Genomic DNA, 11993 nt, shown 5'->3' with positions numbered 1-11993 from the left:
GCCATGTTGTCGCGCAGGTAGTCGAAACCGAATTCGTTGTTGGTGCCGTAGGTGATGTCGGCAGCATAGGCGATACGCTTTTCTTCCGGCGGCGCGAACGGGGTGACCACACCCACGGTCAGGCCCAGGAATTCGTACAGCGGACGCATCCAGTTGGCGTCGCGGCGGGCCAGGTAGTCGTTGACCGTGACCACGTGCACGCCCTTGCCGGACAGCGCATTGAGATACACACCCAAGGTTGCCACCAGGGTTTTACCTTCACCGGTGCGCATTTCGGCAATCATGCCTTCGTGCAAGGTGATGCCACCGATGAGCTGAACATCGAAGTGGCGCATGCCCATCACGCGCTTGCCGGCTTCGCGGCAGACGGCGAAAGCCTCGGGCAGCAGTTGGTCTAGGGTCTCGCCTTTTGCCAGGCGGGCCTTGAACTCTGCGGTCTTGGCCCGCAGCTGCTCGTCCGAGAGGGCCACCATCTGCTCTTCGAAGGCATTGACGGCCTGTACCGTCTTGAGCATGCGTCGTACTTCACGCTCGTTCTTGCTTCCAAAAAGTTTCTTTAACAAAGGCGCAAACATATCGGCAGGATCTTCCACACATAGGGATGGAGGGCGGCCCCGTGAGTCGCCCGTGCAGCCCTCATGGCCGCATGCGAACGAGCATTCTACCCGGAAACGAAGGAGAGGAAAGTGGCGTTATGTCCACGATGCTGGCACAGCGCTGTAACGGGGCTTTTTTACAATAAGGCCTTTTTTGTCAACTTCAACCCATGGGGCGAAGATGTCATGTATCCAAATGCCCGGCGTGGCCTGTTCGCAGCCCTGTAGAACGGTGTGATCAAGGGATTCTGTTAACATGCAGGCTCGGTCACCTCAGGTATGTCCCCATGGTCTTTCGCCCACTGCCCGCCCGGGCTCCGGCTGTCCTGCTGCGCGAAGCCAGGCCCCTCAAGGCATTGTTCAGCCATGCTCAGCGGCTGTCCCATCTGCAACGCCTGCTCGAGAGCCAGTTGCAACCCGCGGCGCGTGAACATTGCTATGTAGCGTCATGGCGGGAAGGGAGTTTGTTGCTGATCGTGACCGACGGCCACTGGGCCACGCGCCTGCGCTATCAGCAGAAACGCCTGCAACGCGATCTGCAGGCGCTGGACGAATTCAGCAGCCTGACCCGCATTCTGTTCAAGGTCCAACCGCCGACGGTGCAAAGCCAGGCGGGGAGTCGCAGTATCGATCTGTCGGTGAGCGCGGGGGAAAACATTCAGGCAACAGCCGAGGGGATCAGTGATCCGAACCTACGAGCGGCGCTGGAAAGGTTGGCGGCGCATGCCAAGGGCAGGAGCAAGGGTTAGGGTTGGGGTTGGGGTTGGGGTTGGGGTTAGGATTTGTGGTGAATGGTCCCCTCACCCCAGCCCTCTCCCTGGGGGAGAGGGAGCCGTGCGCGTGAGGGGACCATTGAGCGAAAGATTCCCCTGACTCACGCCGATAAAACAGCCGGCCATAAAAAAAGGCCACCCGAAGGCAGCCTTTAAAATGTGAAACCAGAAAAGAGAGGTTGTATCAACCCAACGCTGCTGGCCGCATGTAGGAGATCGGTACCGTACTGGCATCTTCGAATGTGACCACTTCCCAGGCGTCCTCTTGCTCCAGCAAACGGCGCAAAAGCTGGTTGTTCAGTGCGTGGCCCGACTTGAAACCACGGAATTCGCCAATCAGGCTATTGCCCAACTGGTAGAGATCGCCGATTGCATCGAGGATCTTGTGCTTGACGAATTCGTCTTCATATCGCAAACCGTCCTCGTTCATAACGCCAGCTTCGTCCACCACGATAGCGTTTTCAACGCTGCCGCCCAGTGCACGATTGTGCTTGCGCAGGTATTCCAGATCGCTCATGAAACCAAAGGTACGCGCGCGACTGACTTCCTTCACGAAGGACGTGCTGGAAAAGTCGACGCTGGCACTTTGCGTGCGATCCTTGAAGACAGGATGGTCAAAATCTATTTCGAAGCTCACTTTGAAGCCTTCGAAAGGCAGGAAGGTGGCGCGCTTGTCGCCCTCTGTCACTGTCACTTCACGCAGGATACGGATGAACTTCTTCGGCGCGTCCTGTTCTTCCAGGCCAGCCGATTGAATCAGGAATACGAAGGGTCCGGCGCTGCCATCCATGATCGGCACTTCGGAGGCGGAGAGTTCGACGTAGGCGTTATCGATCCCCAGGCCCGCCATGGCTGACAGTAGATGCTCTACGGTGTCGACCTTGACGTCGCCATTGACCAAAGTGGTGGACATCGTGGTGGCGCCGACATTGTGGGCACGCGCAGGAATCTGCACGACCGGGTCAAGGTCGACGCGACAGAACACGATACCGGTATCCACGGGCGCGGGTTTCAAGGTCAGGTAGACCTTCTCACCGGAGTGCAAGCCGACGCCTGTGGCACGGATAATATTCTTCAGGGTGCGTTGTTTAATCATGGCATTGGCCGCTTCAGCGCAAATTGCGAACTGGTATCAACAAAGGCTGGCGATAATAGCAGACCGAGCCTTTGCTGAACACCAATCACCCTTATACCCCTGATAAATTGCATTAATCGGCCTGACGACGCAGGAAGGCCGGGATGTCCAGATAATCCAGGTCATCCTGAGGGTTCAGCTTGGCCGCAGCGGCAGCACCGCCGTGAGCCTGGTTGCGCATCACGGTCGGACGGTCCAGGTCACGGTAGTTCACCGAAGGCTGATCCTGGCGTGCTGGCTGCTGCGAAGGCGGTGGCGTCTGGGCAGCGGTCTGCATGGTGTTGTCGATGACCTTCACAGGCTTCTCGATCTTGGCACCCAGGCCGGTGGCCACAACGGTCACGTGCAGCTCGTCACGCATGTCCGGATCGATCACGGTGCCCACCTTGACCATTGCGTGGTCGGAAGCGAACGCCTCGATGATGCTACCCACGTCGGAGTATTCACCTAGCGACAGGTCGGGACCTGCGGTGATGTTGACCAGGATGCCGCGGGCGCCCTGCAGGTTGACGTCTTCGAGCAACGGGTTGCGGATGGCCGCTTCGGTGGCCTCGCGCGCGCGGTTCGGGCCGCTGGCGCAACCGGTACCCATCATCGCCATGCCCATCTCGCTCATCACGGTGCGCACGTCGGCGAAGTCGACGTTGATCATGCCCGGACGCTTGATGATGTCGGAGATACCGCGAACGGCACCGGCCAGTACATCGTCAGCCTTGGCGAAAGCCGACAGCAGGCTGGCGTCCTTGCCCAGGATGGTCAGCAGTTTCTCGTTGGGAATGGTGATCAACGAGTCGACGCTTTCGGACAGCGCGCGGATGCCTTCATCGGCGATCTGCATGCGCTTGCGGCCTTCGAACGGGAACGGACGGGTCACGACCGCAACGGTCAGGATGCCCATTTCCTTGGCCACTTCGGCAATGATCGGTGCTGCACCGGTACCGGTGCCGCCACCCATGCCGGTGGTGATGAAGACCATGTTGGTGCCTTGCAGCACTTCAGCGATACGCTCGCGGTCTTCCATCGCGGCCTGACGGCCGACTTCCGGGTTGGCGCCAGCGCCCAGACCCTTGGTCACGCCGGTGCCCAGTTGCAGGATGGTGCGTGCGCCGATGTTCTTCAGCGCCTGCGCATCGGTGTTGGCGCAGATGAATTCAACGCCTTCGATGTTGCTCTTGACCATGTGGTTGACGGCGTTGCCGCCGCCACCGCCGACACCGATAACTTTGATTACCGGGCTTTGCGGGATGTTGTCTACGAGTTCGAACATGTGCCCTCTCCTTTCATTCTCTAGTTTTGTGCGCCTACCGCTACTGCCGTTTTGAATCAGAAATTGCCTTGCACCCAACGCTTCAGCCGTTCCAGCACTGGAGCCTTGGTGTCGTCGCTATAACTGCTACTGCTGTTGCTGATACCTGACAGATTCAAGCCATCGGACTGCTTCTGCAGGCCATACATCAACAGGCCCACGCCGGTGGAGTAGATCGGGTTGCTGATCACGTCGCTCAGCCCCCGAACGGTATGCGGTACGCCCAGGCGTACCGGCATGTGGAAGATTTCTTCGGCCAGTTCGACCGCGCCTTCCATTTTTGCTGTACCCCCGGTCAGCACGATGCCGGCCGGGATAAGGTCTTCGTAGCCGCTGCGACGCAGTTCGGCCTGGATCAAGGTGAACAGCTCGTCGTACCGCGGCTCGACCACTTCGGCCAACGCCTGGCGCGACAATTCGCGCGGCGGACGATCGCCCACGCTCGGCACCTTGATGGTTTCGCCGGCGCCGGCCAGCTTGGCCAGGGCGCAGGCGTAACGGATCTTGATTTCTTCGGCGTACTGGGTCGGCGTACGCAAGGCCATGGCAATGTCGTTGGTGACCTGGTCACCGGCGATCGGGATCACTGCGGTGTGGCGGATCGCGCCTTCGGTGAAGATGGCGATGTCGGTGGTGCCACCACCGATGTCCACCAGGCAGACGCCCAGCTCTTTCTCGTCGTCGGTCAGTACCGAGTAGGCCGAGGCCAGTTGCTCGAGAATGATGTCGTCGATTTCCAGACCGCAGCGGCGCACGCACTTCTCGATGTTCTGCGCCGCATTGACTGCGCAGGTGACCACGTGAACCTTGGCTTCCAGACGCACGCCCGACATGCCCAGAGGTTCGCGTACGCCCTCCTGGTTATCGATCACGTAATCCTGCGGCAGGGTATGCAGCACGCGCTGATCGGCAGGAATGGCCACGGCCTGGGCGGCGTCGAGCACGCGCTCCAGGTCCGCGGTGCTCACTTCACGGTCGCGGATGGCAACGATGCCGTGGGAGTTGAGGCTGCGAATGTGGTTGCCGGCCACGCCGACGAATGCCGAGTGAATGCGGCAACCGGCCATCAGCTGGGCCTCTTCCACCGCGCGTTGGATCGACGCGACGGTGGACTCGATATTCACTACCACGCCTTTCTTCAAGCCGCGCGAGGGGTGCGTACCGATCCCGACGATGTCCAGCGTACCGTCGGCCGCGACTTCGCCCACCAGCGCCACCACCTTGGAGGTCCCGATGTCGAGTCCGACGATCATTTTGCCGCTTTGCACGTTTGCCATGGTCCTGCCTCTTCTCAATTCTTCGCGACGGCGGGCGTATCCGACGTCGGGGCGTTCGGATCGCGCCAGCCCACGGCCAAACCGTTGGCATAACGCAGGTCGATACGCGCGATATTCGTGATCTGATCTTTAAGTGTCTTGTCGTAAATGGCGATAAAGCGGCGCATTTTTTCCAGCAAGTGGTCACGTCCCAGCAACAGCTCGATGCCTGGGCCGGCGCTTCCTGCGCCTGTGGTCAGAAACCAGCTGCCACGTTCGGTCAATTCCAGCCTGGCTACCGAATAGCCCAGTGGACGGAGCATCTGACTCAGCACCTGGTATTGCTGCATCACCTGCTGTTGGGCCCGTGCCGGACCAAACAACTGCGGCAAGTGTTCGTAGTTGCCCAGTTCGCGCGGCGCGAATGCCTCACCCTGGTTGTTGAGCAGGGCTTCATTGCCCCAGCGCGCGACCGGCAGTTGCTCTTCGAGGCGGATCACGACCTGATCGGGCCATACCCGCCGCACTTCGGCGTGGGCGATCCAGGGCATGGTCTCGAGTTCGGTGCGCATGCGCGTCAGGTCGATGCTGAAGAACGTGGCGCCCACATAAGGTTGGATACGTTCCTGCACCGACTGCTGGTTGATGTAGCTGAGGTCGCCCTGCACCGCCACCTTGGTGATCGGACGGTCGGCGTACGGCAGCAGGTACTGCGCGCCCTCGTAGGTACCGAAGCCCAGGCCCACCAGCAACACGGGCCACATCAGCTTCTTGAAGACGCTGAAATTGGCCTTGGGCAGGCGCACCGACAGCGGCTCCTTGGCCACCATTCGACTGGCGCCACGCGGCACCGGCTTGTTGCGGCCGATGGCGGGTGACTGATGACGAATCATTGGGCCTTGCATGGTCTTAACCTCGCGCCTCGCAGCTTGCGGCCAGGATCGCCAGCACCAACTGCTGGAAGTCCAGACCGGCAGCTTTCGCCGCCATGGGAACCAGGCTGTGATCGGTCATGCCTGGGGCCGTGTTCACTTCCAGCAGCCAGAAGCGGCCCTGCTGGTCTTGCATCACATCCACACGCGCCCAACCCTTGATGCCGATGGCATCACAGGCGCGTGCGGTCAGTTCGATGAGTTCCTGTTCCTTGGCCGCGTCCAGCCCGCACGGAATGCGGTATTGGGTGTCGTTGGCCAGGTACTTGGCGTCGTAGTCGTAGAACGAATGCGGGGTGCCCAGGGCAATCGGCGGCAGAACCTGGCCACGCAGGGTCGCGATGGTGAACTCCGGACCTTGAATCCATTGCTCTACCAGGACTTGCGAATCGTAGGTACTGGCGGCTTTCCAGGCGTGGACCAATTCGTCGACGCCGGTCACCTTGGCCATACCGATGCTTGAACCTTCATGGGCGGGTTTGACGATCAAAGGGAAGCCCAGTTCCGTCGCCGCGCAAATACAGTCGAACTCGCTGCCCAGCACCGCGTGCCGTGGCGTCGGCAGGTCCAGGCTCTGCCACACCTGTTTGGTGCGTAGTTTGTCCATGGCCAGGGCGCTGGCCAGGATGCCGCTGCCGGTGTAGGGAATGTCCAGGCACTCGAGCAAGCCTTGCATGCTGCCATCTTCACCGCCACGACCGTGCAGGATGATGAAGGCGCGGTCGATTTTCTCGGCTTGCAGGCGCGCCAGCAGATCGTCGCCGACATCGATGCCGAAAGCGTCGACACCGGCGTCCTGCAGCGCCTGCAGGCAGGCCGCGCCCGACTTGAGCGACACTTCACGCTCGGCGCTCTTGCCGCCGTACAGCACGGCTACGCGGCCGAAATCGCTCGGCGCGATGTTCGAGCGCAGGGTATTGAGGTCAAGGACGTTCATTTCGACGTCCCCGGGGCCTGGGCGAACAGCGGGCTCTTGAGCAGTTGCGGCGCCAGGCCACCGATGTCCCCGGCGCCTTGGCACAGCAGGATATCGCCGGCGCGCAGCAGCGGCTTGACCAGCGGCGCCAGTTCCACGCCACGTTCGATGTAGATCGGGTCCAGCTGGCCGCGTTGACGAATGCTGTGGCACAGCTGACGGCTGTCGGCCCCGGGAATCGGCTCTTCGCCAGCCGGATAGACCTCCATCAGCAACAAGACGTTGGCGTCCGCCAGCACTTGTACGAAATCGTCGTACAGGTCGCGGGTACGGCTGAAGCGATGCGGCTGGTATACCATCACCAGACGTTTATCGGGCCAGCCGCCACGAACGGCGCTGATCACGGCAGCCACTTCGCGAGGGTGATGACCGTAGTCGTCCACCAGCATCACGCTACCGCCTTCCACAGGCAGTTCGCCGTACACCTGAAAGCGGCGACCCACGCCCTGGAAGCCCGACAGGCCCTGAACGATGGCCTCGTCGCTGATGCCCTCGTCGGTGGCGATGGCGATGGTGGCCAGGGAGTTCAGCACGTTGTGGTTGCCTGGCATGTTGACCGACACGTTGAGCGGCTCGCGATCGCGGCGCAGCACGGTGAAGTGGGTCAGCATGCCTTGCTGGCGCACATTGATAGCGCGCACGTCGGCTTCTTCGCTGGTGCCATAGGTCAGGGTCGGACGGGCGATCTGCGGGAGAATCTCGCGCACCACCGGATCGTCCAGGCAAACCACGGCCAGGCCGTAGAACGGCAGGTTGTGGAGAAACTCGACGAACGTCTTCTTCAAGACATTGAAGTCACCGCCGTAGGTGGCCATATGATCGGCGTCGATATTGGTGACCACGGCCACCAACGGCTGCAGGTGCAGGAAGCTGGCGTCCGATTCATCGGCTTCGGCGATCAGGTAGCGGCTGGTGCCCAACTGCGCATTGGTGCCGGCGGCATTCAGTCGGCCACCAATGACGAAGGTCGGGTCCAGGCCGCCTGCGGCGAATACCGAGGCGATCAGGCTGGTGGTGGTGGTCTTCCCGTGGGTCCCGGCCACGGCGATGCCGTGACGGTAGCGCATCAGCTCGGCCAGCATCTCGGCGCGTGGCACCACGGGGATGCGGCGTTCCAGGGCGGTGGCCACTTCCGGGTTGCTGGTGTTGACGGCACTGGACACTACCAACACATCGGCGCTGGCGGCATTCTCGGCGCGGTGGCCAATGAAGATTTCAGCGCCGAACGAGGTCAGGCGCTCGGTGACCGGCGAGGCCTTGAGGTCCGAGCCTGACACCTGATAACCCAGGTTCAACAGCACCTCGGCGATGCCGCACATGCCCACACCGCCGATGCCGACGAAGTGGATACGGCGGATGCGGCGCATTTCCGGCTGCGGCATGGCTTTCTGATTCTCAACCATGGGCCACCTCCAGGCAGACATCGACGACGGTACGGGTGGCATCGGGTTTGGCCAGGCGGCGTGCGGTGCTCGCCATGGTCAGCAGTTTTTCCGGTTGCATCAAAACCTCTTTCAGACGCTCGGCAAGTTCCGAAGCGCCGGTTGTCGCTTGTGGCATGAGGAAGGCAGCGCCTTCACGAGCCAGATAATCGGCGTTGCGCGTCTGGTGATCGTCGATCGCGTGGGGCAGCGGCACCAGCAACGACGGCAGCCCAGCGGCCGCCAGTTCACTGATGGTCAGGGCGCCAGCGCGGCAGACCACCAGGTCGGCCCAGCCATAGGCTTGGGCCATGTCCTTGATGAACGGCGCCACTTGCGCCTCGACGCCGGCAGCGCGATAACGCTCGGCGGTCACTTCATCGTGCTTCTTGCCGGCCTGATGGAACACCTCGGGGCGGTACTGGACCGGCACCTGGGCCAGCGCTTCAGGCAGCAGCTTGTTCAAGGGTTCGGCACCCAGGCTGCCGCCCAGGATCAACAACCGAGGCTGGCGGCCGGCCAGGGTCTGGCGCGGGGTTTCCAGAAACAGCTCGCTGCGCACCGGGTTGCCCGTGGTGCGGCGCTTGGCCGAAGGACCGAAGGTATTCGGGAAAGCTTCGCAGACTCGGCTGGCGAACGGCACCAGCAACCGATTGGCGGTACCGGCCACGGCGTTCTGTTCGTGCACGATCACCGGCACTCCGGCCAGGCGTGCGGCCAGGCCGCCCGGGCCTGTCAGGTAGCCACCAAAGCCCACCACGCAGACCGGCTGCAACTGACCAATGACACGGCGAGCCTGGAGCATCGCCTTGAGGATGGCGAACGGCGCCTTGAGCAGCGACAGCTTGCCCTTGCCGCGCACACCGCTGACGTCGATCAGGTGCAACGGCAGGCCGTTGGCAGGCACCAACTCGTTCTCGATGCCACGGGGAGTACCCAGCCAGTGCACGGTGAAACCGCGGGCCTGGAACTCACGGGCACAGGCCAGCGCCGGGAACACGTGGCCGCCGGTGCCGCCGGCCATGATCAGCACGTTGCCCTTATCGGCCATGGGGCGTCTCCTCGGCGAAGTCGCTTTCGCTGAACTCCACCTCTTCGCTGCCCAGGTGCGAGCGACTCTCCCACTCGATCCGCAGCAACAGGCCCAGGCAGGCGCAGCAGATCACCAGGGAGCTGCCGCCATAACTGAGGAACGGCAGGGTCAGACCCTTGGTCGGCAACAGGCCGACGTTCACGCCGATGTTGATCAGGAACTGACCGATCCACAGGAACGACAGGCCGTAGGCCACATAGGCTGCGAAATACTGCTTGGCGCGCTCGGCCCAGTAGCCGATGTACATGCCGCGGATACACACGAACACGAACAACGCCACGGTGCACAGCGAGCCGACCACACCGAGTTCTTCAGCCAGTACCGAAAACACGAAGTCGGTATGGGCTTCGGGCAGGTAGAACTGCTTCTGGACACTGTTGCCCAGGCCGACGCCGAACCATTGGCCGCGACCAAAGGCAATGAGTGCCTGGGTCAACTGGTAGCCGGAACCGAACTGGTCGCTCCAAGGGTCGGTGAAGGTGATCAGGCGTGCCATGCGATAGGGCTGGGCCTGCACCAGGACGAACACCGCGCCCACCGCCAGCGCCACCATCAGGGCGAAACGGAACAGGCCCACGCCCCCCAGGAACAGCATGGCCGCAGCCGCCCCCATCATCACCACGGTGGCGCCGAAGTCGGGCTCCATCAGCAACAGACCGGCCATCGGCAGCAGCACGAAGAACGGCTTGAAGAAGCCCATCCAGCTGTCACGCACTTCCTGCTGGCGACGGACCAGATAACCGGCCAGGAACAGCACCACAAAGACCTTGGCGATCTCCGAAGGCTGGACGTTGAACATGCCGAAGCCAATCCAGCGCATCGAGCCGTTCACTTCACGGCCGATACCGGGCAGCAGCACCATGATCAGCAAGCCGAAGGCACCGAGCAGCAAGGTGCCGCCCAGGCGCTGCCAGGTGGCGATGGGCACCATCATGGTAACGATGCAGGTGCCGACGCCGATGACCAGATACACCAGATGGCGGATCATCATCGACAACGGGTTGCCGGCGTTGACCGCCGCCACTTCCGAGGAAGCCGAGGTGATCATCACCAGGCCCAGGCCCAGCAGCGCCAGGCAGCCGGCCAGCATGGCGAAATCGATGTCGATGCCACGGCCGCTGATCAGCGGTGATGGAAATGGCTTGATCACACCAAAGATCATGACAAGCCCTCCACAGCCTGAGCGAACAGACGTCCGCGTTCTTCGTAATTCTTGAACATGTCCAGGCTTGCACAGGCCGGCGACAGCAGCACGGCATCGCCAGGCTGGGCCAGTTCGGCGCAGCGCTGGACCACTTCCTCGATGGAACCGGCGTTGACCTGGGGCACACCGTTACCCAACGCAGCGGCAACCTGCGGCGCGTCGCGCCCCAGCAGCACCACGGCACGGCAGTAGCGATCGACCGGCGCGCGCAGCGAGCTGAAGTCGGCACCCTTGCCATCGCCACCGGCCACCAGCACCAGCTTGCCGTCGATGTCGGCACCCAGGCCTTCGACGGCGGCAATGGCCGCGCCGACGTTGGTGGCCTTGGAGTCGTCGTACCAGGCCACGCCGTCACGCTCGCGCAGCCACTGGCAGCGGTGCGGCAAGCCGCTGAACGCGCGCAGACTGGTGAGCATGGTCTCGAACGGCAGGCCCACGGCATGACCCAGCGCCAGCGCGGCCAGGGCATTGGCCTGGTTGTGAGCGCCGCGTACTTTCAGGTCGCTGACCGGCATCAGGTTCTGGAACTCATAGGCCAGGTATTTCTGGCCGTTTTCTTCGCGCAGGCCGAAGGCCTTGAAATCCGGAATGTTCAAACCGAAGGTCCAGCATGGCAGGCCTTCGCCCATCAGCGGCCGGCTCAGGGCATCCTGGCGGTTGAAGACCACCTTGCGCGCACCGCGGAAGATCCGATGCTTGGCCAGGTGATAGGCCGGAAGACCGCTGTAGCGGTCCATGTGGTCTTCGCTGACATTGAGTACCGTGGCCACTTCGGCATTGAGCTGGTGGGTGGTTTCCAGCTGGAAGCTGGACAGCTCCAGTACATACAGCTCGATGTCATCGGCGAGCAGATCCAGCGCCGGCTCGCCCAGGTTGCCGCCCACTGCCACACGCTTGCCTGCCGCCACAGCCATCTCGCCTACCAGGGTGGTGACGGTGCTCTTGGCATTGGAACCGCTGATGGCGACGATCGGTGCCTTGGCGTGCCGGGCGAACAGATCGATGTCCCCGGACAGCTGAACGCCACGGGCTGCAGCCTGCTGCAACGCCGGAGTCGCCAACGCCAGGCCGGGGCTCACGTACAGCTCATCGGCGCGGCACAGGAACTCGACGTCCAGTTCGCCACAGCGCACTTCCACCTGCGGGAAATCGCGGCGCAGGGTTGCCAGCTCCGGCGGATTCTCGCGCGTGTCGGCCACGGCGAAGGCCACGCCCTGGCGCGCGAGAAAACGCACCAGGGACATGCCGCTCTTGCCGAGGCCGACAACGATGCGGAAGTGGGAAGAAGCGATCAGAGACAC

The 11993-nt window shown here is 62.4% G+C and carries 10 protein-coding genes and 1 pseudogene; 1 reads left to right on the top strand and 10 read right to left on the bottom strand.

Translation table 11 applies throughout. The features are described 5' to 3' along the window. Positions 1-575 (bottom strand): annotated as a pseudogene (gene secA / locus B3397_RS22455) (preprotein translocase subunit SecA); the annotation flags it as partial. Positions 576-883: 308 nt separating this feature from the next. On the opposite strand from secA, the gene B3397_RS22450 reads away from it, so the two are divergent. After that, on the top strand, positions 884-1345 hold the full coding sequence (locus B3397_RS22450; RefSeq protein WP_296254114.1) for a DUF721 domain-containing protein: 462 nt from the start codon (positions 884-886) through the stop codon (positions 1343-1345). A gap of 208 nt (positions 1346-1553) precedes the next feature. On the opposite strand, the gene lpxC is transcribed toward B3397_RS22450, so the two are convergent. From lpxC to murD, 9 genes are all read right to left on the bottom strand, one after another. Beyond that, positions 1554-2465 carry a UDP-3-O-acyl-N-acetylglucosamine deacetylase gene (lpxC, locus tag B3397_RS22445; protein ID WP_296254113.1) on the bottom strand — a complete coding sequence of 304 codons (912 nt, stop codon included), beginning with the start codon at positions 2463-2465 and terminating at the stop codon, positions 1554-1556. A 112-nt stretch (positions 2466-2577) separates the two neighbouring features. Then, positions 2578-3771 (bottom strand): cell division protein FtsZ, encoded by a 1194-nt coding sequence (gene ftsZ, locus B3397_RS22440; protein ID WP_296254112.1) that lies wholly within the window; start codon positions 3769-3771, stop codon positions 2578-2580. Between the two features lie 56 nt (positions 3772-3827). Further along, a complete protein-coding gene (ftsA, locus tag B3397_RS22435; protein ID WP_296254111.1) occupies positions 3828-5087 on the bottom strand; it encodes a cell division protein FtsA in 1260 nt (419 codons plus the stop codon). Between the two features lie 14 nt (positions 5088-5101). Next, positions 5102-5971: a cell division protein FtsQ/DivIB gene (locus B3397_RS22430; RefSeq protein ID WP_296254110.1), complete on the bottom strand. Its 870-nt coding sequence runs from the start codon at positions 5969-5971 to the stop codon at positions 5102-5104. 4 nt (positions 5972-5975) lie between these two features. Then, positions 5976-6935, bottom strand: a complete 960-nt coding sequence (locus B3397_RS22425; protein ID WP_296254109.1) for a D-alanine--D-alanine ligase — start codon at positions 6933-6935, stop codon at positions 5976-5978. Next, on the bottom strand, positions 6932-8377 hold the full coding sequence (murC, locus tag B3397_RS22420; RefSeq protein ID WP_296254108.1) for a UDP-N-acetylmuramate--L-alanine ligase: 1446 nt from the start codon (positions 8375-8377) through the stop codon (positions 6932-6934). The genes B3397_RS22425 and murC overlap by 4 nt, the downstream gene beginning before the upstream one ends. Next, positions 8370-9446: an undecaprenyldiphospho-muramoylpentapeptide beta-N-acetylglucosaminyltransferase gene (gene murG / locus B3397_RS22415; RefSeq protein WP_296254107.1), complete on the bottom strand. Its 1077-nt coding sequence runs from the start codon at positions 9444-9446 to the stop codon at positions 8370-8372. The genes murC and murG overlap by 8 nt, the downstream gene beginning before the upstream one ends. Next, positions 9436-10650 (bottom strand): putative lipid II flippase FtsW, encoded by a 1215-nt coding sequence (gene ftsW, locus B3397_RS22410; RefSeq protein WP_414704426.1) that lies wholly within the window; start codon positions 10648-10650, stop codon positions 9436-9438. The genes murG and ftsW overlap by 11 nt, the downstream gene beginning before the upstream one ends. Continuing rightward, entirely contained in the window at positions 10647-11993 is a 1347-nt protein-coding gene (murD, locus tag B3397_RS22405) for a UDP-N-acetylmuramoyl-L-alanine--D-glutamate ligase (protein WP_296254106.1), read from the bottom strand. The genes ftsW and murD overlap by 4 nt, the downstream gene beginning before the upstream one ends.

Origin of the sequence: Pseudomonas sp. UBA4194 (assembly GCF_002379585.1) — a bacterium.
In the GTDB taxonomy this organism is placed as follows: Bacteria; Pseudomonadota; Gammaproteobacteria; order Pseudomonadales; family Pseudomonadaceae; genus Aquipseudomonas.
The sequence above is the reverse complement of the archived record's forward strand: the minus strand, read 5'-3'. Positions and strand labels throughout refer to the sequence as shown.

Bases quoted from the DNA above. Each gene is read 5' to 3' on its own strand.
- murC (WP_296254108.1), bottom strand. From the start codon at position 8,377: ATGGTTGAGAATCAGAAAGCCATGCCGCAGCCGGAAATGCGCCGCATC.
- ftsA (WP_296254111.1), bottom strand. From the start codon at position 5,087: ATGGCAAACGTGCAAAGCGGCAAAATGATCGTCGGACTCGACATCGGG.
- B3397_RS22425 (WP_296254109.1), bottom strand. From the start codon at position 6,935: ATGAACGTCCTTGACCTCAATACCCTGCGCTCGAACATCGCGCCGAGC.
- B3397_RS22450 (WP_296254114.1), top strand. From the start codon at position 884: ATGGTCTTTCGCCCACTGCCCGCCCGGGCTCCGGCTGTCCTGCTGCGC.
- lpxC (WP_296254113.1), bottom strand. From the start codon at position 2,465: ATGATTAAACAACGCACCCTGAAGAATATTATCCGTGCCACAGGCGTC.
- ftsW (WP_414704426.1), bottom strand. From the start codon at position 10,650: ATGATCTTTGGTGTGATCAAGCCATTTCCATCACCGCTGATCAGCGGC.
- ftsZ (WP_296254112.1), bottom strand. From the start codon at position 3,771: ATGTTCGAACTCGTAGACAACATCCCGCAAAGCCCGGTAATCAAAGTT.
- B3397_RS22430 (WP_296254110.1), bottom strand. From the start codon at position 5,971: ATGCAAGGCCCAATGATTCGTCATCAGTCACCCGCCATCGGCCGCAAC.
- murG (WP_296254107.1), bottom strand. From the start codon at position 9,446: ATGGCCGATAAGGGCAACGTGCTGATCATGGCCGGCGGCACCGGCGGC.